This is a genomic window from Nostoc commune NIES-4072 (assembly GCF_003113895.1).
Classification (GTDB): Bacteria; Cyanobacteriota; Cyanobacteriia; order Cyanobacteriales; family Nostocaceae; genus Nostoc; species Nostoc commune.
In genome coordinates, this window is the sequence record NZ_BDUD01000002.1 from 657,565 (window position 1) to 681,089 (window position 23,525).

General features: G+C 42.1%; 23 protein-coding genes and 1 pseudogene. 17 read left to right on the top strand and 7 right to left on the bottom strand.

The window, feature by feature from the left end; genetic code table 11:
- The first annotated feature begins 110 nt into the window (after positions 1-110).
- The 13 genes from CDC33_RS35395 to CDC33_RS41805 all read left to right on the top strand — a co-directional run bounded on the left by CDC33_RS35395 (position 111) and on the right by CDC33_RS41805 (position 11,484).
- Positions 111-860, top strand: a complete 750-nt coding sequence (locus CDC33_RS35395; RefSeq protein WP_109013205.1) for a glucose 1-dehydrogenase — start codon at positions 111-113, stop codon at positions 858-860.
- Positions 861-879: 19 nt separating this feature from the next.
- Positions 880-1,554 (top strand): MOSC domain-containing protein, encoded by a 675-nt coding sequence (locus tag CDC33_RS35400; RefSeq protein WP_109013206.1) that lies wholly within the window; start codon positions 880-882, stop codon positions 1,552-1,554.
- A gap of 57 nt (positions 1,555-1,611) precedes the next feature.
- Positions 1,612-2,481: an alpha/beta fold hydrolase gene (locus tag CDC33_RS35405; RefSeq protein ID WP_109013207.1), complete on the top strand. Its 870-nt coding sequence runs from the start codon at positions 1,612-1,614 to the stop codon at positions 2,479-2,481.
- A gap of 52 nt (positions 2,482-2,533) precedes the next feature.
- A complete protein-coding gene (locus CDC33_RS35410) occupies positions 2,534-3,421 on the top strand; it encodes an alpha/beta fold hydrolase (protein ID WP_109013208.1) in 888 nt (295 codons plus the stop codon).
- Between the two features lie 136 nt (positions 3,422-3,557).
- The gene (locus CDC33_RS35415; protein ID WP_109013209.1) at positions 3,558-4,553 is read left to right on the top strand and encodes an alpha/beta hydrolase; all 996 of its coding nucleotides are present in this window, start codon (positions 3,558-3,560) and stop codon (positions 4,551-4,553) included.
- A 314-nt stretch (positions 4,554-4,867) separates the two neighbouring features.
- Positions 4,868-5,272, top strand: coding sequence for a DUF6130 family protein (locus CDC33_RS35420; protein ID WP_109013210.1), 405 nt, complete (start codon positions 4,868-4,870; stop codon positions 5,270-5,272).
- 206 nt (positions 5,273-5,478) lie between these two features.
- Positions 5,479-5,958 carry a nuclear transport factor 2 family protein gene (locus tag CDC33_RS35425; protein ID WP_109013211.1) on the top strand — a complete coding sequence of 160 codons (480 nt, stop codon included), beginning with the start codon at positions 5,479-5,481 and terminating at the stop codon, positions 5,956-5,958.
- A gap of 56 nt (positions 5,959-6,014) precedes the next feature.
- Entirely contained in the window at positions 6,015-6,296 is a 282-nt protein-coding gene (locus CDC33_RS35430) for an isochorismatase family protein (RefSeq protein ID WP_244919532.1), read from the top strand.
- 28 nt (positions 6,297-6,324) lie between these two features.
- Positions 6,325-6,690: a hypothetical protein gene (locus CDC33_RS35435; RefSeq protein WP_109013212.1), complete on the top strand. Its 366-nt coding sequence runs from the start codon at positions 6,325-6,327 to the stop codon at positions 6,688-6,690.
- A gap of 142 nt (positions 6,691-6,832) precedes the next feature.
- Complete coding sequence (locus tag CDC33_RS35440; RefSeq protein WP_109013213.1) at positions 6,833-8,227, top strand: mercuric reductase; 1,395 nt, start codon at positions 6,833-6,835, stop codon at positions 8,225-8,227.
- Positions 8,228-8,301: 74 nt separating this feature from the next.
- The gene (locus CDC33_RS35445) at positions 8,302-9,252 is read left to right on the top strand and encodes a malate dehydrogenase (protein ID WP_109013214.1); all 951 of its coding nucleotides are present in this window, start codon (positions 8,302-8,304) and stop codon (positions 9,250-9,252) included.
- Between the two features lie 262 nt (positions 9,253-9,514).
- The gene (locus tag CDC33_RS35450; RefSeq protein WP_109007337.1) at positions 9,515-11,047 is read left to right on the top strand and encodes an IS5 family transposase; all 1,533 of its coding nucleotides are present in this window, start codon (positions 9,515-9,517) and stop codon (positions 11,045-11,047) included.
- 155 nt (positions 11,048-11,202) lie between these two features.
- Positions 11,203-11,484 carry an alpha-L-fucosidase gene (locus CDC33_RS41805; RefSeq protein ID WP_109013215.1) on the top strand — a complete coding sequence of 94 codons (282 nt, stop codon included), beginning with the start codon at positions 11,203-11,205 and terminating at the stop codon, positions 11,482-11,484.
- Here CDC33_RS41805 and CDC33_RS35460 read toward each other — a convergent pair.
- Positions 11,478-11,703: pseudogene (locus CDC33_RS35460) on the bottom strand (IS4 family transposase); the annotation flags it as partial. The gene CDC33_RS41805 and the pseudogene CDC33_RS35460 overlap by 7 nt on opposite strands.
- Before the next feature lie 277 nt (positions 11,704-11,980).
- Here CDC33_RS35460 and CDC33_RS35465 point away from each other — a divergent pair.
- Positions 11,981-13,573 carry a prenyltransferase/squalene oxidase repeat-containing protein gene (locus CDC33_RS35465; protein ID WP_109013216.1) on the top strand — a complete coding sequence of 531 codons (1,593 nt, stop codon included), beginning with the start codon at positions 11,981-11,983 and terminating at the stop codon, positions 13,571-13,573.
- Positions 13,574-13,589: 16 nt separating this feature from the next.
- Positions 13,590-14,294, top strand: a complete 705-nt coding sequence (locus CDC33_RS35470; RefSeq protein ID WP_181374341.1) for an HAD family hydrolase — start codon at positions 13,590-13,592, stop codon at positions 14,292-14,294.
- A 275-nt stretch (positions 14,295-14,569) separates the two neighbouring features.
- Here the strand turns inward: CDC33_RS35470 and CDC33_RS35475 are convergent, their stop codons facing one another.
- From CDC33_RS35475 to CDC33_RS35490, 5 genes are all read right to left on the bottom strand, one after another.
- Entirely contained in the window at positions 14,570-15,217 is a 648-nt protein-coding gene (locus CDC33_RS35475) for a PEP-CTERM sorting domain-containing protein (protein ID WP_109013218.1), read from the bottom strand.
- Between the two features lie 2 nt (positions 15,218-15,219).
- Positions 15,220-15,384 (bottom strand): hypothetical protein, encoded by a 165-nt coding sequence (locus CDC33_RS39605; protein WP_181374342.1) that lies wholly within the window; start codon positions 15,382-15,384, stop codon positions 15,220-15,222.
- Between the two features lie 363 nt (positions 15,385-15,747).
- Positions 15,748-15,882, bottom strand: a complete 135-nt coding sequence (locus tag CDC33_RS41475) for a hypothetical protein (protein WP_369694418.1) — start codon at positions 15,880-15,882, stop codon at positions 15,748-15,750.
- A 49-nt stretch (positions 15,883-15,931) separates the two neighbouring features.
- A complete protein-coding gene (locus CDC33_RS35485) occupies positions 15,932-16,414 on the bottom strand; it encodes a Coq4 family protein (RefSeq protein WP_280524473.1) in 483 nt (160 codons plus the stop codon).
- Positions 16,415-16,750: 336 nt separating this feature from the next.
- Positions 16,751-17,638, bottom strand: coding sequence for an IS982 family transposase (locus CDC33_RS35490; protein WP_109013219.1), 888 nt, complete (start codon positions 17,636-17,638; stop codon positions 16,751-16,753).
- Between the two features lie 662 nt (positions 17,639-18,300).
- Here CDC33_RS35490 and CDC33_RS35500 point away from each other — a divergent pair.
- Both CDC33_RS35500 and CDC33_RS35505 read left to right on the top strand, forming a co-directional pair.
- Positions 18,301-19,248 carry a Dam family site-specific DNA-(adenine-N6)-methyltransferase gene (locus CDC33_RS35500; RefSeq protein ID WP_244919533.1) on the top strand — a complete coding sequence of 316 codons (948 nt, stop codon included), beginning with the start codon at positions 18,301-18,303 and terminating at the stop codon, positions 19,246-19,248.
- 1 nt (position 19,249) lies between these two features.
- Positions 19,250-19,987, top strand: a complete 738-nt coding sequence (locus CDC33_RS35505; protein ID WP_109013221.1) for an HNH endonuclease — start codon at positions 19,250-19,252, stop codon at positions 19,985-19,987.
- Between the two features lie 32 nt (positions 19,988-20,019).
- Here CDC33_RS35505 and CDC33_RS35510 read toward each other — a convergent pair whose 3' ends face one another.
- Positions 20,020-23,319, bottom strand: a complete 3,300-nt coding sequence (locus CDC33_RS35510) for a plasmid replication protein, CyRepA1 family (RefSeq protein ID WP_109013222.1) — start codon at positions 23,317-23,319, stop codon at positions 20,020-20,022.
- Between the last annotated feature and the right edge of the window lie 206 nt (positions 23,320-23,525).

The following is a 23,525-nucleotide window of genomic DNA, read 5'->3' on the forward strand; positions in this document are numbered from 1 at the left end:
CAAAAGGCGATCGCCCTTACTCCCCAATATCGGCTGACTATTCTTCCTGCTGACTCCACTCTCTATTAACAACTTACCGCTTTAAACCCAACAATCCAAGGATTAGCATAATGAGAAAACTAGAAGGAAAAATCGCCCTTGTCACGGGTGGCAACAGTGGTATAGGTCTTGCCACAGCCAAACAGTTTGTTGCTGAAGGTGCCTATGTCTACATCACGGGTCGTCGCCAAGTCGAACTGGATGCTGCTGTCGAAGCCATTGGTAAAAATGTTACGGCTGTGCAGAGCGATGTTTCTAACCTGGCAGACCTGGATCGTCTGTTTGCCACCATTAAGCAAGAACAAGAACACCTTGATATCATCTTCGCTAATGCTGGCGGTGGACAAATTGCCCCACTTGGAGCAATCACTGAGGAACACTTTGACAAAACATTCAACGTAAACGTCAAAGGTTTGCTGTTCACCGTACAAAAGGCACTGCCACTGTTGCCAGAGGGCGCTTCTATTATCCTGAATGCTTCGATTACTTCTATAAAAGGTACGCCAGCTTTCAGTGTTTACAGCGCCACCAAAGCCGCCGTGAGATCATTTGCTCGGAATTGGATACTCGACCTCAGAGAACGCAAGATTCGGGTGAATGCCATTAGCCCTGGTGTGGTTCCGACTCCTGGTTACGATCATTTAGGACTGAATGACCAGCAGTTGCAAGAATTCGTGGACAGCCAAGCTGTCACTATTCCATTAGGGCGAGTCGGCACACCCGATGAGATTGCCAAAGCGGTTGTTTTTCTGGCTTCAGATGACAGTAGCTTTGTGAACGGCATTGAGTTGTTTGTTGATGGCGGTATGGCACAGATTTGAAGTCCAAAAGGAGTTAAAGATGAAGCTTATCTCTGTTAATGTTGGCCTGCCGCGTGAAGTGACCTGGAAAGGAAAAGTCGTCCGCACTGGAATTTTCAAAGAGCCAGTTAATTCGAGAGTGATGGTGCGTGAACTCAATTTAGATGGCGATCGCCAAGCGGATCTCACCGTTCATGGCGGAGTTGACAAAGCAGTTTATGTCTATCCCTTTGAGCATTACGACTACTGGCGAGATGAATTGCCTGACACAGAGTTAACGCCAGGAATCTTTGGTGAAAATTTCACAGTTACAGGATTGAGAGAAGAAGAATTAAATATTGGCGTTAGCGAAGCGGCTCCTTTGGAGCATCGCTTTAAAATCGGCAGTGTGGAACTAATGGTGACTCAACCGCGCTTACCCTGCTACAAACTAGGGATTCGCTTTGGGCGATCGGATATGGTAAAACGATTTCTCGCCAGTCGTCGCACCGGATTTTACTTTCGGGTTTTGCAAGAGGGCGAAGTGGTCGCTGGAGACACTTTAGAGTTGATGAGTCGAGATACCAACAATATTACTGTTGCTGATATCACTCAGCTTTATGTGCGTGACCAAAACAATCCAGAGTTACTGCATCGTGCTGCTCAACTTGAAGCCTTACCCGAAAGCTGGCGGGACTACTTTCAGGAGCAAATTCGTCGTCAGGATGTGAGATAGATCGACCTGTCGTAAAACGCCATCATGTCACTTTTATCACTTATAAGGAGTAATCCTATGACGACATATCGCACAGTTTCCATCGATGGTTTAGATATCTTCTACCGTGAAGCGGGTTCCCGTGATAATCCAACGATTTTGCTATTGCACGGATTCCCAACGTCATCTCACATGTTCCGTAATCTCATACCAGCACTTGCTGATAAATTCCATCTCGTTGCACCTGATTATCCTGGCTACGGCAACAGTTCGATGCCAACTATAAATGAGTTTGATTACACGTTTGATCGCTTGGCACAGATTGTGGAAAAATTCATTTCTGCGATCGCTCTCAAAAAGTATAGCCTTTATGTGATGGATTATGGTGCGCCGATTGGCTATCGGATTGCCGCTAAATATCCAGAGCGCGTGCAATCTCTGATTGTTCAAAATGGCAATGCTTACGAGGAAGGTCTACGCGAATTCTGGGAGCCGATTAAGGCATACTGGCAAGAGCGATCGCCTGAAAATGCTGAAAAGCTCAAATATCTTGTCAGCTTAGAAGCGACGAAGTGGCAATATACCAATGGTGTTCGCAATTTAGAAGCGATCAGCCCCGATACCTGGACTATCGATCAACATTTCCTTGATCGCCCCGGAAACGGTGAGATTCAACTGGCACTGCTGTATAGCTATGGTACGAATCCACCACTTTATCCCCAATGGCAGGAGTATTTCCGCCAGCATCAACCACCGACGCTAATTGTTTGGGGCAAGAACGACTACATCTTTCCTGCTGACGGTGCTTATCCCTACCAGCGTGACTTGAAAGACGTTGAGTTCCATCTACTCGATACTGGACATTTTGCCCTGGAAGAGGATGGGGATGCGATCGCAGACCATATTGCTCAATTTCTCGCCTCACGACTGCAACCCGTCTCTGTCTAATTAAGTGTAAAAGTTGCTGGGCGATCGCTCAAAATGTCTAAGGAGTAATGGCATGACCACATTTGGCACAGTTTCGATCAATGGTTTAGATATCTTTTACCGAGAAGCTGGTTCCCGCAGTAATCCGACAATTCTGCTGTTGCACGGCTTTCCAACCTCCTCTCACATGTTTCGCAACTTGATATCTGCCTTAGCCGATCGCTTCCATCTTGTTGCCCCTGATTATCCAGGTTTTGGCTATAGTTCCATGCCCACGGTGGACGAGTTTGATTACACCTTCGATCATCTTACCGAAGTAATGGCAGGCTTTATCGCTGCGATCGGATTAAACCGCTATAGTCTTTACCTGATGGATTATGGCGCTCCGATTGGCTATCGCCTGGCAACGCAGCATCCTGAGCAGATTGAGACGCTGATTGTGCAAAATGGCAATGCCTACGAGGAGGGACTCGGTGATTTCTGGGAGCCTATGCGCGCTTTTTGGCAGAATAAGACACCTGAAAATGGCGATCGCGTGCGACAGGCTTTGACAAGCAAGGGCACAAAATGGTATTATACCACTGGAGTTAGGAATCTAGAAAACCTCAATCCCGATACTTGGACTCTGGATCAAGCACTCCTCGATCGCCCTGGCAATATAGATATTCAATTGGCATTAAAATACGACTACCAGTCCAATGTGCGGTTATATCCACAATGGCAAGCTTACTTGCGCCAATATCAACCACCGACGCTAATTGTATGGGGCAAAAATGACCAGGGATTTTTAGTCGAGGGAGCTTATGCCTACAAACGCGACTTAAAAAACCTGGAGCTTCATTTGTTTGATACAGGGCACTTTGCTCTGGAAGAAGATGGGGACGCGATCGCTGACCATATTCACCGTTTTCTGACGACTCACGTTGTAGAGAACACCAAGCTAACCACCAGTAACAAATAGTTTTGGCTCTTAAACGATGTCAATAAAAAGTGATTGTTATTACTACAATTACTACTGATCAAGCAACAGTGTTAAATCAATTAACTTAACAGTGCCATCTCAACAGATTGTTTATAAGTTATTAAAGGAGAATGTCATGGTTGCTCAAGCAAACTCGCAAACAGCAAAAATTTTGGAAGTTGCCGATGATCCACGTCTTTCCAAAGGAACGAAGGAATTTTTGAAATTGCTAAATTCAGGGGGTGTGGCGCTGGAGAAACTCACTCCAATCGAAGCACGTCAAGTTCTTGCGGATGCACAAGCTTCTGTTTCAGTAGACCTTTCAGGCATTGAGGAGTCCCAAAAGACGATTACTGCTGATGGTTATTCAATTACCCTCAATATTGTACGACCTGAAGGTGTCAAAGGCACATTACCTGTTTTCATCTTTATTCATGGTGGTGGTTGGGTGCTGGGTGATTACCCAACACACAAGCGCATGGTTCGCGATCTGGTTGTGCTTTCAGGGTTTGCAGGTGTCTTTGTCAACTACACTCGCACGCCAGATGCTCAGTACCCACAGGCAATCAATGAGATTTATGCTGCGACCAAATGGGTTGCCGAGCATGGTGAAGAGATTGGGGTGGATGGCAAGAATTTGGCAGTCGTTGGCAACAGTGTCGGCGGTAACATGACAACTGTCACTGCTTTGAAGGCAAAAGAAAAAGGAGGGCCACACATCAAGCTGCAAATCCTGATGTGGCCCATTGTAGATGCTGATTTTGAAACGAATTCTTATCACCAATTTGGCGATCAGCGTTTTCTGACAGTACCAACGATGAAGTGGATGTATGATATGTACATCGCTGACCCAGAAAAGCGCAAAGACATCCATGCTTCTCCCCTACAGGCGACGCTTGAGCAACTCAAAGGCTTGCCTCCGGCGTTAATTGTGGTTGCAGAGAGCGATATCTTGCATGACGAGGGCACAGCCTATGGACGCAAGCTCGATGAAGCTGGTGTCGAGGTGACAACAGTGCAATACAACGGTATGATTCATGACTTCGGACTGCTCAATGGTTTAGCCGAACTGCCAGAAGTCCGCTCTCTATTTGTTCAAGCTGCTGCCCAATTGAAGAAATATCTGCAATAGGATGCGATCAATGTTTTTGGGGAAAGGAAAAGACGCTCTTCCATCGCTTTGCTGCTTACCGAGTTAGCGTAGGGGAAAAGGGTAAAGCAGAATAATGCACACGCTTGTTAAGACACAGCCCTTGCCGTGACTGGAACAAGCGTCCAGGCTAGGAACTAATTCTGAGAGCCTCCGCCTCCAAAGGGTTGATGAGAGGCAGAGCCTCTCGAAATACATTCCCAGCCTACAGGCTGGGAACGAGGTGAAACAAGACTTTCGGCTTATCTTAGTGCCATTTGATCGTAATACAAACTACTCTCAGGTAATTACCTGCTATGAACAGCCACACACCGAGCGCTAGGGACATTATCGGATCATCACCGTTGATTGCGATCGAAAACGAAGCACTACCCAAGCTGATTGTCGATCCACCGCTTCCCGAACCGCTAGCACAGGGTCGCGTTTTTATCCAGTACCGGACGGAGAATTTGCGTGTGTTGCCAGTGTTCGGCAAAGGTGCCCTCGAAGTATCGCCGCGCATCGGTCATATCCACATCACCGTTGACGATTTGCCGTGGCACTTTGTAGATGCCAGTGGGGAAACGATCATCCTGGTCGGACTGGAACCTGGCGTACACAAGGTGCTGATTGAACTAGCTGACCCCACACACAAAGTAATCACTAGCGAAACTGTGGAGTTCACGCTGCCCGATCTTAAGAAATCATCATCAAAGAACTAGACGGAAAAATCGCAGTTGTGACGGGGGCATCTAACTGCTTTTGAGGTAATTCAGCCGCCACGCACTTACAGCCGAATTCAGAATCCAAAAGTAAAACAGGGTTTATACCTGGCTTTGGGACTTAGTTTGTATCTTTACCAAATTGAAATATGCTGTAATTTTAATCCAATCATGCTGAAGTGATCGCCATTTTACACTCTTATACTATGACCAACGCCGAAAATCCTCGACTACCCCTGCCGCCTTTTGATAATGAATCCGCCATCCAAAAAGTCAGAATCGGAGAGGATGCTTGGAACACACGTAACCCCGAACTAATAGCACTTGCTTACACATCGGATAGCCTTTGGCGCAACCGCTCAGAATTTTTATCTGGTCGTGAGGCGATTGTTCAGTTTTTGACCCGTAAGTGGCTTAAAGAATTAGACTACCGTCTAATCAAAGAGCTTTGGGCTTTTCAAGACAACCGAATTGCTGTCCGATTTGCTTACGAATGGCATGATGATTCCGGCAACTGGTTCCGTTCTTACGGTAATGAGAATTGGGAGTTTGACGAACATGGATTCATGCGATGGCGTATTGCCAGCATCAACGACCTGCCAATTCACCAAAGCGATCGCAAATATCACTGGATACTAGGTCGTCGTCCTGACGATCATCCCGGATTGTCCGACCTCAATTTTTGAGAAGCCGAACCAACGACAATATTACCTAGTTTTTATCCTGCAATCAGTCCACTGCTATGAATGCAAACAACGGCATTATCAACCAGAATTCAGTGCCCGTAACCATTGATCGCTTTGCAGCCATCCTTCAAGCAATCGGAATGTTGGCGAATCTTTGTGTTGAAGCTCACCTACGCGAATTGCTCGAACAGGGATTTGAGGTTCTTGTCGTTAAGGATGCAACAGCAGATCCTCGGCATCCGAAATTGGGCGACGGCTACAAAGCAGCACTGATCAATTTTGGGTATATAGCTAATGTAGTTCTTTCTACAGATGAAGTTGTAGCAGCAATGCAGTAGTGTCAAACTCACCAATTTTACAAAACTTATGAAAACATCCGCGTTACTCTTGGCTCTGTCAATCAGTATCTTAGCTAATTTTTCCTTAAGAGCTTCTGCTGATTCTACTGCTGGCCTCATCCTGAGTACAAAATGCCAGGGTCGGTACAACATCAATATTTGGCAGAATTATAATTCCGGTGAACTACTCTATCGCGCGACCAGTCCTAACGGTAATTTAAGTTTGGGCAAAGGAACTAGCAAAGCGACAGAAGGTGTTCGAGTCTATAAGTTTCGGAGTGGAATTTATGAATATTGGGTGTGGGATGGCACGTTGGATAACCCGCAGTCTGGAACTTTAGAGGTGTATAAAAACAATCGGATCTTGATGAGGCAAGCTTGTAGAAAAAGTTGAATCCTAAGCACGGGTGTTAGCACTTTTTGTCAACCCAGCTAGGGCAAATACGTTATCGCTAAAACCCTCTTAGTCAACCAGTTTTTTCTGAAATTCATAACACCTTCTAGGAATCTTATTCACCCCATCAAACTCAAAAGATATGGAAGTGGACACTCAACACTATGACGACATTATTATCGGCAACGGCAAAGCGGGTAAAACACTTGCACCAGCGCTGGTTGCTGACGGACGTAAAACCGCTCTGGTTGAACGCAGCTTAAACATGATTGGTGGCGGGTGCATTAATATTGCCTGCATTCCTACTAAAACTATGGTGGCGAGTGCCAATGTAGCAAACATAGTGCGAAACAGTGCCGCTTATGGGGTTAAAACCAATACACCCACCGTTAATTTAGCAGAGGTGATTCAACGAAAACGATCGGTTGTGCAAGGGATGCGTGAAATGAACTTGCACAATCTAGAAACGGCTCTCGATAACAACTTGATCGTTGGCGAAGCAAGGTTTGTTGCTCCCAAAAAGATCGCAGTAACGACGACTCTTGGGAACAATCGCTTACTTACCGCCGAACGGTTATTTATTAATACAGGCACACGACCGTTAATTCCATCCATTCCCGGACTCACAGAAGTTGAGTTTTTAACGAGTGAGTCGATTATGGAGCTAGAACACCTACCTGAACACCTAATCGTTCTCGGTAGTGGCTATATTGGTTTAGAGTTTGCCCAGATGTTTCGGCGCTTTGGCTCTTTTGTTACTGTTATTGGGCAAAGTGAGCAAATCCTGTCACAGCAAGATCCAGATATTGCGATCGCACTTCAAGCACTGTTAGAAAAAGATGGTATTGAATTCTTATTAAAGGCGAAGGTATTAAGAGTTGATCGTACTGGTAATGAAACCATCCTGCAAATCCAAGTTGGCGATCGCTCCCTCAGCCTCCAGGGGTCGCATTTGCTCATCGCCGTTGGCCGTGCGCCCAATACTGAGAGCTTAAATTTACCTGCTGCTGGTGTGGCAACCGATACACGCGGATTTATTCAAGTTAACGATCGCCTGGAGACGAACGTACCCGGAATTTGGGCGTTAGGCGATATCAATGGCGGCCCACAATACACCCATATATCGCTCGACGATTATCGCATTATCAAAGCTAATTTAATTGATGGAGGCGATCGCAGTACAGGCGATCGTCTCGTTCCATCCTGTTTGTTCATCGATCCAGAACTGGCTCATGTGGGTTTGACTGAAACTGAAGCACAGCAACAAGGATATGCTATCCGCGTGGCGAAGGTGGATGCATCAGCCGTTCCTAGAGCAAGAACACTCGGTCAAACCGATGGACTTCTGAAGGCAATCGTGGATGCAGATACAGGTCGTATTTTAGGGTGTTCCCTGTTGTGTCATGAAGCAGGTGAAGTGATTTCAACAGTGCAGATGGTGATGCAAGCTCAGATGCCATACACCATTCTGCGCGATGGTATTTTGACTCATCCCACGATGACCGAAGGATTAAATATATTGTTTTCCAAGTTGTAAGCATACAGCAATTGCAGACCCAAGGACTTACCAAATAAACTACATTTCACTCTTGAAGATCAAGTAGATATAGCATGATTAGTAAAACATCTAAAGTCGGTATTATTGGTGCAGGTAATGTAGGTGCAGACGTTGCAAATGCTTTAGTTTTACTCGGTAGATGTGTAAGGGTTGTCCTTTTTGACCGAACCTTATCAAAAGCTGAAGGACAAGTATGGGACATTGAAGACAGCATTCCCCTACTTAAGGAGATGGAAATCATACCATCAAATCAGTATGAAGATTTAGCTGATTCAGATATCATTATTGTGACTGTTGGGGTGAAGCCGAAACTTGGACAGACCCGATTAGATACATTGAGCGACAATGCAGAGATCATCCGTTTGACGATCAAAGAATTGGATCGAGTTGCACCGAATTCAATCGTAATCATTGTTAGCAATCCAGTGGATGTACTGACGCGGATTGCAATCGCTACTTCCACCAGAGCAGAAAACCTAATTTTCGGTTCGGGAACCGTTCTTGATACTGCTAGACTGAGATATCAACTTGGAAAGCAACTGAATGTTGCAAAACAAGACATTCATGCTTATGTGATTGGAGAGCATGGAGACAGTCAATTTGTCGTTTGGTCTAGTGCATTTATTGGGGGAATTCTATTAACTGAATTTCCCCTACCACAAGGAGCAACGCTAGAACAAATTCAGCAAGAGTACGCACAGTTAACTCGTAAACGAGGCCATAACATTTTTGAACGCAAAGGAAATACAAGCTATGGTATATCAACAGTAGTTTGTCAGTTAGTTGATACCATCCTGCGAGATGAAAAGCAGATATTTCCAGTATCGGCTAGAGCAGATGCTAACTATGGAGTTGGCAATGAAGTTGTTCTTGGACTTCCATGTATCATTGGCTCAAAAGGTATTGACCGCCAACTGCTGTTATCAAGAAATGCTCATGAACAACGCTTATTAGAAGAATCAGCCAACAAACTTAATCTTGCCTATAATTTTTTGCATAATTAAAATCAATTGGGTGCGGCTATGGTTGAAAATCCAATATCTTGAACAATACCTTTGCGATCAAGTAGAACAAGGCAATACATGAGTTAAATATCAGTAAAGACTACTCAGGAAATAAATAGGGGTTGCTGAAAAAAAAGAAAAGGTTACAGTCTCTAGATTATCAGACCAAAGAAAGATATTCAGGTGCAAGAGTTGAGGGTAAAATAACCCAAAATCCTTGCATCACCGTGACTAGCAGGACTAAAGTGTGTCATTAGTAACCATGTACCGAAAGCAGGAGCAAACTACAATCCCACCAGAAAACTTTGAACTTCCGTTTGAAGGAAAATTATCAGAAGATAATCGTTGGGTAATTATGGCTGATTTAATACCGTGGGCGGAATTTGAAGAGGAATATTCTTCATTTTTTTCGGCAGAGATGGGAGCGCCAGCAAAATCATTTCGGGTGGCATTAGGCGCATTAATAATCAAAGAAAAACTAGGAATAAGCGACAGAGAAACAGTAGAACAAATTAAAGAAAACCCTTATCTACAGTACTTCATAGGAATATCATCTTATATTAATGAAGCTCCATTTGATCCATCTATGCTAGTCCATTTTCGTGAAAGAATTAGTGCAGACTTAGTAAACAAAGTAAATCAAGAAACTGTTAAAAGGATGCTAGAGACAACATCTTCGACTTTAGCAACTGAATCAACTGAATCAACTGAATCAACTCAAAAAAAAATAGAAGAATTAGAAAAAGAAGATAACACGCCGAAAAATCGGGGAAAATTAATATTAGATGCGACTTGTGCGCCAGCAGACATCAGCTATCCAACAGATTTCGAGCTATTAAATCAAGCAAGAAAACAGACAGAACGAATAATAGACCTTCTTTATGAACAGATAAAAGGTACATTAGAGAAAAAACCAAGGACTTATCGGGAAATAGCGAGAAAAAACTACTTAGAAGTCGCTAAAAAACGTCGTGTATCCCAAAAAGATAGGAAAAAAGCGATTAAAAAGCAGCTTCAATATATCAAAAGAAACTTATCTCATATTGACCAGCTAATCAGATCGGGAGCAACTCTAGAAAAACTAAGTACTAAACAATATAAAATGTTGCTTGTAGTTGTAGAAGTTTATCGTCAACAACTATGGTTGTATGAAAATAAAAAACAGAGTATTGATGACCGAATCGTTAGTTTAAGCCAACCACATATCCGCCCAATTGTCCGTGGAAAAGCTGGGAAAGCCGTGGAATTTGGGGCAAAATTATCAGCTAGTTATTTTGATGGGTATGTATTTTTAGACCATATTAGTTGGGATAATTTTAATGAATCAGGAGACTTAAAATCACAAGTAGAAGCATATAAAAACTATACTGGCTATTATCCAGAATCGGTTCATGTAGATAAAATTTATCGCACAAGAGAGAATAGAGCTTGGTGCAAAGGAAGAGGTATTATCATGAGTGGTCCTCCTTTGGGAAGACCACCAGCCAATGTTAGTAAAGAAAAAAAGAAACAAGATTTAGAATCTGAGAGAATTCGTAATTGTATTGAAGGAAAATTTGGGCAAGCTAAAAGAAGGTTTAGCCTCAATCGAGTGATGGCGAAACTTTCCCACACTTCTGAAACTGCAATTGCTATTACTTTTCTAGTGATGAATCTTTCTACTCACCTGTCGCGGGTGTTTTATGCTTTTTTATGTCTATTTTTGAAAACTGCACCTTTTTTGCAGTTCCGTATAACTGAAAATTATGATTTTATTAGTTATAAACAAGAAAAGCTTATCTTTGATTTTGCTTGAATAACTAGTCAACCCTTAAGATTGCTTTTTCATACTTTTTCAGCAACCCCTAAATAGCTTTAGTTTCACTATTTGATAGATTTAAACTTAACATCCAGTGCTTGTTGAAAAAAATAGCGACTAAAAATGGCTAAGTATACTTAAGGAACCTTGTAATGATTAAGTTTTTAGTACGTTTACTGTTTGCTACATTATCTTTAACTGTATTTTTGAACTTGTTCACTTCTATTGCCCTTGCACAAAAAACTTATGAACCAACAACTGAATCCCTATCAAAGCATGAAGTTCCAGACTGGTTCAAGGATGCAAAACTTGGAATTTTCATTCTTAGATACAGGTTATTTTATAACTCTGGGGTTGATTCGATGAACTCTTTCTGGAAGCAATGTATCCAGAATTTCCAAATTCAGCTAACTAAAAAAAAAGGGAGTTATTGAGGTTGCAAGCGTTGGAATTTTGGTAACGCACGACGAATAGCTCGTAATGTACCAGTGAAACTCAGGCGTAATGGTGCAACACAATTACTATTTGCAGCTTGGAAAATTAATGATCTGACAGCCCAATGTGCGAGTAACCAGCCATAATTTCCTGCACAGTTTCCCGTGGTTGTTGAGAACGAACAGGAGTTTTTCTGGCTAAAGATGTACCTTGAGTTCCACAACTCAATTTACAAGCGCTGATCAAGAAAGAGGTGGAATGATGCCTAAAACACCCTCTAGACGCCACCTCTGCCGCATCTACCGATTCAACTTCAGCAGCTAGCTCTGCAAATAAGAATATTTCTCAGTAAAAAGACCCATGTTCAGCAACGATTACGGTTACGGGTGTTGAAGTTCCAGAGTTGACAGAAAAACAGCGCGATTCGCTTGAATTTTTCACCCCGTAAGAGCGATGCCTTGTGATCAGAATTACACCTAACCTATTGACAAATCTATGGAAACTTTTAAAAAATTCTCTAATCCTATAGTTAGCTCTTCTGTTTTGCAACCTTTAATACTGGGTGAGCCAGAACTACGTGGTCAAGTTATAGACTGCCAGAAGAAACTTACACGCTATCTAAAAGACCAAGTGAAAACAGACGGATCTGTTAGAGATGTTTGCAAGAGCCGTGTGCTTGAATCCTCATTGATGCTCCACTTGCTTACTATCCAAGAAATATATCCAAATTGTCAGTATCAACTCACTCACTACTTAACTACTCAACTTGATAAAGAGCATAATAACAAGTTCCACAAGGCTCTAATTATTGGAGCATTGCGTAAAAGTATGCCTGAAGATGCACAAGTTGGTGAAGATTATATGACAGGCTTTCAGCATTTTACGGCAAGCCGTAAGCGCGTGCTGTTCAGTGCAATCCTAGCAGAACTAGGGGTAATGCCGTATGACAACCAGTATCAGATAGAACACTTCTTTTATCAAGGTTATCAAAGTTGGGTTGCAGGTGAAATATGCGCTCTCAAAGTTCTATACGCTTTTGGTTTAAACTACCGAAAGTGGATAAACCTTGATGACGTAGAATTTCTACTGGCAACGCAGAACAATAACTCGATTTGGGAAAAACACGTTTTAGCCAATATTATCATCTTATTGGCACTTCAAAAGTTTCCAGAACACCATCATGTAGTGTTGAAGGGAATTAACAATTTGCTAAGTTGTCAAAACTCAGATGGCGGTTTCCCTTTTATTGCTAGTTTTGAGATTTTCTGTACAGCAACTGCTGGAGTAGCCTTAACAGATAGTGGAGCTGACATTGAGACTCTATTACAAATGGCTGAGTACATAGTGAGACAACAGCAATCAGATGGCGGATGGTCATATGCAGAGGGTACAAGTCAGAGTGACGTAGATGATACTTCTTTCTGTGTAGAGTTTTTACAGGCAGTTGAGGTTGACAAATACAAAGAATACATTTCAAAAGGTGAGGCATACCTTCTCGCTATTCAGAATGAAGATGGTGGATTTCCTACCTTTGTGCGTGGTAATTCCTCTGAAATTACCATGACAGCAGCAGCTCTTAACGCGTTGGCCCCTCGCTGTACTGAGTATACAAACGTCTTCGAGTTAGGACTGCGCTACATCACTGACCAACAAAAGTTCGACGGTTCTTTTGAAAGGAGCTGGAGTCTGAGCGAAGCACAGGCGATTTTTCGTTCAGTGTTAGCAATGCGTACCTGTAAAGTTGTTCGGTCAGCGCAGCTTTTAGAAAGTATTTATACAGCAGAAGCGAAAGCATTAGACTACCTGCGTAAATCTCAAAACAGCGATGGCGGTTGGGGTCATAAATTAGGTGACACAAGCGATGTTATCAGTACCTCATATACCCTAATTGCCCTAAGCAGCCTTGGTGATGCCGAAACATTAAGGCGAGGTACACATTACCTGATGCTACAGCAGGATGAAGAAGGGAAATTCGTCTCTATACCAGATCAAGTAGCTCCCCGACCCATACCTTATGATGTGCCTATTCTCACTAGCATCTTCGCGTTACTCGCTCTTAAATACACTGCTGCCGTTATCAGGGAATAATATGCAAAGGAACGATATGAAAGTTGCTGCCTTAGATATTGACGGAACTCTCTACCCCGGTGCTTTAGGGCTTCAGTTACTACAAGCATTGACAGCAAATGGTATTAGTGACAAATCAAAGATCGAGGATATTTTTAAAGTAGTTGAAAAATATCGTCTTAATGAAATTGACTTCCAGATCATGGCAACTACTGCTTATAATCTCTTTGCAGAGGCGATTGCAGGGATATCACAAACTGTAATGCAGCGTATTGCTAGGCAAGTATGGCAGCAAGAACGAACCAAACTATTCCCTTTCGTTCCGAAACTCATCGACATTCTCAACAGCCAGGGATATTCCCTTGTATTAATTTCAGGTAGCCCGGATGAAATCGTGTGTTGCCTAGCTGAGGAGTTTGGGATTTCAAAATACCAAGGCTCAATTTTCGCCACTCACCAAGGTAAGTACACTGGAAAAGTAAATCTCTTGTCAGGATCTCTTGGCAAGAAGTATTCTATTTTTCTACAGATGGTTAAGGATTGGAGTGTAAATCTGGAGGAATCCCTTGCCATAGGTGATTCAATAACTGATACGGCGCTCCTTGAGATCGTTGGAAAACCTGTAGTGTTTGAACCTCATCCATCATTAATGTTGATTGCACAAGAGAAAGATTGGCTTGTTACCAACCGGAATAATATTGTCAAACATATCATGGAGTTAGGAAACCCATTTTTGACTTAAACAATAAATCGTGGGTTTTGATAAATCCAACGATGTGATTAATGGTCAAGGGGGTAACGTCCCATAAGGGCGATGCCTTGTGATCAGAATTACACCCAGCCTATTGATAATAAACCTCGTCTACGTTGAAAACCGTAGTTTTTCCTCATTTTCTTCAAGATAATTTTTAAATCTTACCCTAGCTCGGATTATGCCACTTTGTTTCCAACCTGATTGCTGATTAGGCAAGTCCTCTTGTCAATAGCCTTTGAGACACGCTAACCCTATGTTTGCACTCAAGCGCGGTAAGTCCTGTAAATTTTCTTTGGCTTCCTTGAGAAGAATGCAATTTTGTTGCTGCTGAGTGCTATACCCAACATGCCTTCAAGGAGGGTTGCCAAAACAGTTGTCGGTTCAGGAACCGCAGATGCTTTAATCTGATTCGGACTCGAATCGAGTAATTGACTATAGTCTGCTGTAATATTTTGGTAAAGATAAGAGGTCGCTCCCGGAGAGATGAAGATACGACCCGGAGCCTCAACATTGCTGAGAAAAACATCACCTATGCCACTACCTGTGCCAACATCAATTGCCCCAAATAAATTGCCTGTAGTCGTGTCAAAGTTAAACTCGAAAAACTGATTGCTTGATACACCATTAACAACTTCGTTTTTAGTTGCAATCAACTCCTGTGATGGATTGAAAAAAGAAACATTGAGTGACTGCAAGGCTTTTGTGGCTCCCGCACCACTTTCGGAAATTATGGCTGGGGTAGTGGTTTGATCGTAACTAAACTCAAAAGAAGCCGAATAACCAGCATCACCCTTCCAGTTAAATGTTAAATCAGTAGCTTGAGCCAGATTAGTAGAAGCAATGATAGAAGTCGCACAGAGTGCTAAACTAAGCGCTATCTGCGCTGTCTTGAGGGTGAAAAAGCTTTTCATTATTAATTAAATAGCCTTGTATTGACAAGTGACTGCAAGTGAGTGCGATCGCGTGCCACTGCGGCAACTCGTTCCAAATCACGGATATTCCAACCATCTTCTACTGCTTGCACTTTGATGAGAGCAGCAGAAGATGTTTTGGCTGGTAGGGGTGGTTTAGTTTCCATAGGTACTAGTTACAACTGAGTAAACCGGAACTAAATTTCTACTAACACCATATTTGCTTTTTGATTTTTCTAAAATCTGCCTGAAGATAGATGAGCTGATGCGGTGCAAATTCAACCTCAATCCTTTTTAGATCAAAACAGTTAAAGTTTTCACCGCTAAAGATTGTGCCGCATCAACTCAGAATCTGATCTAAGGGAGGGAGCAATGCGAAAATTGTCTACGACGCTTGGAGTGAGCAGTATTGCATGACGTTCTTGCTCCTCTTGAGGCAATATTTCCCTTTATTTTCTTCACCGCAGAAGCTAACATCATTTTCACATTCACACTCAACCACTAACAGTAGTTACAACAGTTTTATATCATTAAGTTTCACAAAGAATGATATTTAAGTCACTACGGACATTCTCCAATGGCTTTGACCACAAGGAATTCCATTCAATACCAAAAAGGGGCAGCGACTGTTTTCCCATTAGCCATCCCTTAGTTATTGCATCCATATATTTTGTCGAAACCTCAATATCGTAAATAGCGGCTTTGACAAGATTTTTAGCCAATAATGCTAACCAGAAACGCGAAAAGTGTAGTTGGGCAACATAAAAAGCTTCTATCTAATTGAATTTCTCCAAGAATGTTTGTATCGCATCCAGTAATAATATGCCAAATGTCGTGTGTTTCTGTGATATGCACTCCGAGAAATTGGTAATCATTCTCTACTTGCCCAGAGTGTAAAGGTTGCAAATTGTTTTTGAGCAGATGTTCAGCATAGCTATATCCAAGTGTATTGAGAGGTAAGCGATAAAGTTTTTGGAGATCAATATCACCTAATCTTGAGCGTCTTTGAAATGCTTGTTTTCCTTGTGGGGTGCTATGAAGAAGTTCTATTATTTTTTGTAAGCTATGCGAATCAGCAACAGTATTTGCGAGGTTGCCAATACTCTCAAAGTCACCATCGGGCGCTCTGACTATATTTATAATGCTCTCAAGTGCGCTATCGTGCCATTCTGACTCAAGTTGGGCTACAGAATCCATCTTTAAAAACCTCCCTTAACACTTTGTCTTTTAGTTTGACATGGTATAAGAGTTTTAGTTGGTCAGAATCTGCTCTGGGTTTTTTCTCGTCCCAAATCAACACAGGTAGTCCAATTGAGATCCAGCTTGCTCCCGTAACTTCTATGTGAACGCACGAAAGTGGATTTACCCTTGCTCACCTGAGTTCGATATAACAAAAACGCTTAAAAATGAGTCGTAGTCAATGTTCTCTCAATTAGTAATTCTTATTGACAATTAATAGTCAAAATAAGCTAATCCAAAAACTGCTATTTGGGAAAATTTAAGTTAAATAATTTACTTCAATAAAAAGAGTAATTAAACTAACAAAGCAGGTAAATTTTCGGCTTCATTTTTATCTAGCTTTAAAGAGGGCTTTTTCTGTTGAAAAGTATAAGCAATTAAACCTGCAAGGAGATTAACCATAAAATTCTTAACACTTCTATGGCGAGAATGAACAATTTGAGAGATATTTTTTAACTGGTCATTAACAGTTTCAATTAACGACCTTTTACGTAACATCAGTTTTTCCCATAACTCAAGCAACTTATTATTCATATTTTTCTTAAAGGGAGTAATTAGCTTGATATTATTTGACCAAAGTTCTGACCATAATTTTTTAGAAATATACCCTTTGTCTCCAAAAAGATTAACCCATAAATTTTGAGTTAAGGTCGGAACTGGTACTCGGTCATCTGTATTTCCAGGAGTTACTTGAAAAGCTAGTAATTCCCCTTGATCATTAATGATTAAATGGAGCTTAAAACCAAAATACCAAGCGACAGAACTCTTTCCCCAACCTGATAAGCCTCTAAAAACCTTATTTCTTTTCGCCCTCTTTGGATGACAAATTGGAATAGATGTACTGTCAATAAAACTGATGCCGCTAATATTTCCTTTGCGAGAATTTAAGTATAACATTAAAGGCATTAGAGCCTGATGTATTAATTCAACAAATCTGTTATAACTTACCAAGCACGGAAATTCTTTTTGAAAATGTTTTAGCAGATTCTCTTGATAATAACTCTTGAAATTTCGATAATTAGAATGATGAAAATAAATTATTATTGTCATGATTTCACTTAAACAAAGTTGACTCTTTCTTTCTCTTTTTTGCTTTTGAGAGGCAATAACTTTAGACTTAAAATTCTCTTCAAAAATTACACAAAAATCATCTATTTCACAAAACAACTTTTCTAATTCCATTATCTATTCCTCTCTCTGAAATAATTACTTTATTCTCAGAGCTTTGGGACGATATTGATGATTATTGGTAATATTACTTAGTGTTTTGTTACAAAATTTATTTATTGAAGTTGTTAACTAGCAATTATTTATCAATAGCTTAAAATTATTGACACTCACTCAAACATAAAAAAATCCTCTAACTCTTATGAGCAGCTATTTATAGCTTATTTTCTTACATCGAACTCAGGTTTGCTCCTGAAGGTGGAGTTCGGATGATGATTAAAAAACGAATTACACAGATTGTAAGGACATAAGAGCGATTCTAAAAAGTTTGAAAGTCATTCTGGATAAAAGTTAGTTTTTTTTGCTTGGGAGGAACTGAACTTTTAGCGTGAGCAATCTGTGCCGAAAAATCACGCCATCCATTCAGTCCACTGGGGCGCATCTGACACCAATTGAGCAAACTTTTGAGGGTCAACATCCTCAAACTCCAGGATCGCGCCCAACCACTCATCACTCGTCATGCTATTGAGTAATTATTTCACCGCATCAACACCGTATTCAACCCGTTCAATCGCCAGTCGAGCATAATATTTAACCCGCTCCCACCAAGAATCACTGAGTTCTGTATCTGTGTCCAAACCCCCCAATTATTACTTCCATTTTCATGTTTTGGGGGTGTGGTAGACTTATTTAAATATTTATTTGCTCTCTTCAAAATGGCTAGTCTTCCACATCCAATTCAGTATCAAGGTAGTAAGAGAAACCTTGCTGCAAATATTCTCGGGTTTGTGCCTGGTAGAGTAGGACGGCTGGTAGAACCATTTGCAGGAACCGCAGCAATCAGTATTGCTGCCTCTTTTAAAGGTATTACTCAAGAATTTTGGATCAATGATTTGAATAAACCTCTAGTTAAACTACTGGAGTTAATTATAGAGAAACCAAGTGAGATAGCAGATCAATATACAAAGATATGGAATGACCAGCATGAGGATTCCATATCTCACTATTTGCAAGTTAGAGAAGAGTTCAATAGAACGAATGAGCCAAAACTGTTTTTGTATTTACTAGCTAGATGTGTAAAAGGTGCTGTTCGATATAACTCTAATGGACTCTTCAATCAAAGTCCTGATAAAAGACGAAAGGGAACTCAACCTGAAAAGATGAGAAAAAATATAGAGGGAGTTTCCAAGCTTTTAAAGGGAAAATGTAAATTTACATACTTGGACTATAGAGATGTTTTAGCTGAAGTTCAAGGTCATGACTTTGTTTACATAGATCCACCTTATCAAGGTGTATCAGGGGACAGGGATTCAAGATATGTTTCTAGGATCGATTTTAATGATTTTGTTTTGGCTCTTGAAGAATTGAATCGAAGAGCAATAGCATTTGCAGTTAGTTATGATGGCAAACGAGGTAATAAAATATTTGGCAATAATCTACCTGAAGAATTAGGACTTAAGAGAATTGAGATTGAGGTTGGGCGCTCCTCTCAATCAACATTATTAGGAAGAGAAGAAGTGACTGTGGAATCTTTATACTTGTCACCCAGTTTACTTAAAGAACCTGTTTTAAATATGGGCAGCTATATTTGCAGAGTACCCAAACAGCAAGATATTTGGGAATAATATGGATAGCCCTCAAAATCTACCTGATGATTTTATAAAGCTTTGTCAATCAGTGACTGCTAAAAGACCAAAAGCTGTAATTGACCATATTCTGCAATATGGCTTTATAAGTACAGAAGAGTTAAAGGAAAGATACGGATATAATCATCCTCCGAGAGCAGCACGAGATGTTCGAGAACATGGAATTCCTCTAGAAACCTTTCGCGTAACGGGTAGCGATGGGAGAAAAATAGCAGCTTACAAATTTGGAAATTTTGACAAGGCAAGGTTTTCTAGGTTATCTGGTAGAACAGGCTTATCGAAGCAGATAAAAAACGAGTTAATTACGAGATATGGTTGTAAGTGCTTTATTTATCTAGAAGAGGTTGATGAGCGCGAACTACAGATTGATCATCGTGTTCCCTTTGAAGTTGATGGAGAACCAGGGTTAAAGTCTGATAACTTCATGTTACTTTGTGGCTCTGCTAATCGAGCTAAATCTTGGTCATGCGAGCATTGTCAAAATTGGGGCAGCATAAAGGATAAGTCTATTTGCTTGTCATGTTATTGGGCATATCCAGAAAGCTACACACATATTGCGATGCGACAAGTCAGAAGGATAGACCTCATCTGGCAAGGAGAAAATGTTGAGATTTACGAAAGATTAAAACAGCAAGCTATTAGTTTGAACAAAGAAATCCCTGAATTGATCAAGGAAATCATTGAACGAGAAATTAAACGAAACAGTGACAAGCTTTAGCTTAGTTGGAGCTAACCGTATAATTGAAAATGTTACACCCCCACCAACCAATCACAGACCACAGACCTACACTCGTCTGCAAACTTAACCCAAAGGAGCCACTGCCCCAGATAGCCATTCCAGTAAGGCTCACTATCAGCCACCCCAACAGCCGACCCGATTGTGGAGACTAGCTGTTGGTAGAACTGACCAGCGCTGTCCAAACCTTGCTGCAATTTCAGCTTTAGCCCCTTCCATCCTTGGTTTACATGACTTTCAACCTCATTTAATGAAAGGGGGTTTGATTGGGATGTGTCAGTTACTTGTGTTGGGAACTCTATATTATTGGTGACTGACACGACTTCAGTATTTTTGGGTATTAACTGTGAGGTGGTGTCAATGACAGGTGTCGATAAAACTATATTGTTGTTGACTGACACCGATTCCGTTGAAAACAATTCATCTCGATTTAACCACTGCATGAAGATAAGATCACGCTCGTCATCAGGGGCAACAAACTGGTAAACACACTCCCGGTTGTCTCGTGAACCAAGGCGACCGACGTAATCGAGCTTCAAATCAATTTTGTCAAGTAGTTTCTGTGCGATCGCTATCGGTGTGTGTTTTTCAGAAATCGAAACATTCAGGTAATTTTTGATAACCTGCCGATGCTTTACGGCCAGTGCTTTAAACGAGAGCATCTTCTCGTCGCTGCCACGTAACTGAACGTCTGGTGTAAGAAACTGCAACAGATTCAGATTTTCTAACAGTAAGACTGCTGGGAGTAACTGCCCCTTGTTAAAATCTGGCTTCCAAATCGAATTTTCCCCCAATTCTAATTGTGATTTCGCTCTTTTTGCATCACGCTTTGTTAGAAACTCTCGTCCCAGCGTCAAATAATAGTGCATCCGCAGTTGGGGATACCAGCCGTCATCATCTTTTGAGACAAGCTCAGGCGTAACTTCAATTTCGTAGCGGCGAGACAATTCCGCCTTACGCTGCTGATGTCTTTCGGTTTTCGTTTTCGCCCTTGTGTCTTGCAACTTCTTGAGTTCGGCATCAGAGATGGTTGGAGCATCAGCAATCGCTTCACACTCAGCAGTATACAATTGTTCACTTGCGGCAATAACCGAGTCGATTACTGCTTTGCTCTCATTATCCGATGCATCGTCAGCATCAATAACGGTGTACCCATCCTCAACTAACCCCGCAAGCACAGATTCTCGATAGCGCCGCATCTCTACATTGATTACAGAGCCACGTTTCCCCCAGGTTTGCAAAGATTCGGGCTGAAAATTCTGGTCAATATAGCTCAAATCCGCATTATCCGCCGCCGACAACAGCGCAATGTTCGCTTGTGTTGCGACGTGTTGACTTCTGAGCAATCCTCCAATGGTAGTGGAGCCATTGCCCACAACGCCCATACCCCATTCTCTAACCCAAATGTGACGGTCAACAGTTTCCCTAACCCTTGCCAACATCTGCCGCACGGAGTTAACCGGCTGCACTCCCTGAAAAATCCCCCAAACACCATCAAAATGTCCTTCAATGTCGATGGATACCCCAGTTTCTAAACTTGGGGAGGCGATAACCAAATCGTATTCGGTGAGAATTTCATTTAGATGAGCGATACACCCCATAGCTGGATGTGATGGGTCAGCAACAGATTCACTGTCAATTCTGAGGATTCGCAGATGTGGGAATTTGCGACGAAAACGTTCCTCAAGTGCCTGGGTTCCCCATTTGGACTTAGCCTTTTGAGCAGAACAGCATAGTAAATGATGCCCACCTTTGGCAATGGCTTTGTCCAATGCAGCGATGAGATTCTTCGGGTTACTGCCAGAATAGTTGTAACAATTGCCAGCTATGTGCCGATAATTATTGACGATGACGAATGGGTTAACACGATATTCTCCAGCGAGTGATAAAACATACTTCACATCAGTATCTGACACATCGGCAGAAGATAGGTAAATCTTGCCGTGTTCGCTACCGAGAACATTTTGTACCAGTTGTTTCAGGTTTTTTAGAACCGATACCCGACGTTTAGCAACCTCCGTACCAGAGTTAAGTAAATGCCAGAAAACTTGGTCACATTCATCAATAATAATCACATCATTCGCCCAGTCATTGGGGTTGAATCGCGCCTGACTTTCTTGATGCAGTGAATCAACACACACTCCGTATCCTAGTAATGTGCCTGTCTCCGAAGTGTGGACTTCAGTAACATAGTTAACACCAAACCGATTACACAATGCCTCACCTAGCTGGATACGATGGGTGATAATTAATACCCTGCGTCCCAGATCATGCGCCTTCGCCACCTCAGTAGACAGCCATTGGGTTTTACCAGTACCTTTGGGAGCCTTGAGAATAATCAGTTTTTCACCCTCTGGTACAAGCAAGTGATCCAAGAATCTTTGGTTGAGAGCGATTGAAGGGGGATAAGTCAGCAGAGTAAACAGCTTAATCTCCCACAACTCCAGTGCAACGGCAGTGTTGTAAAGTGCATCAAAAGCTTCTCGACCTTTGGCAACGATAAAATCATCAACCCCTTTAGAAGCCCCTAACGGTAAATCAATAACTCGCAAGGAACAACCCTCATTTACCAGCAGCCGTCCCATACGACTTATAGCGGTTCTGACTCGCTGGACTGTCTCTGGTTTGTTATCCTGGTCAAAGCAAATGTTAACCTGTCTGCCCTGTGTTGCGAAATGTTTCAAGTCGGGGATGAGGGATGGCTTACCAATGCTAGTACCGTACTCATCAGTAGGTGTGCGGTATCCAGCGTTAACCCCAGGAATTGCGATCGCAGCATAGCCGGCTGTCAATAATGCCCCCGCTTTTTTGACACCTTCGACAATTGTCACTGGGACATTATGCCGCCAAACCCAGTGCCAGAAACCGCCAGGGTGCTGCAAATCTTCTTCAGTGATGGGGATGCCGCTACGATTAGAGACTTTCACCCAGATGCGATTCGGGACTAGGAGGAAGAAAGCGCGTGTCTCTTCTCTGAATGGGTGTTCGTATTTGATGAATTTGTGGATCTTTTGGCGGTCACGTCTGGGATGGTCGGGTTTGAAGCAGCCCCACATCATCAGTACATAGTCGTTGAGGGGGTCAACGCCATTGCACCACCAGCCGCCAATTTCAATGTGCTGGTATTTCTTCAAGTCCCTGTCTCGTAATCGTCCATCGTTGCGACGGGAGATTTTGGGACTGTAGAGGAGATATTCGTAGGGTGTTGTGCCGTAGAGCGAACGTACATTCAGGGCAATTATTTCTTCATCAACCCCACTGCCCCGCCATTCTTGTAAGTGTAGAGCTTGAGAATCAGATTCGATTATACGCATATTTCCTCCAATATTTTGAAGCAATGCAAAGCTTGGGGTATTGAGTCATACCGCCTTTTAGATTGATTACGTAGACACAGGTCAAAGAAGCGTGGTTTTAAGGGAAGCAATCAACAGGACTTGTATTGGTAGTTGTTTTTTCGTCCTGTTGACTGCTTTTTAACCGGGAGAAGTAGTACACATGAACTAAGAAACTGTCATTTTAC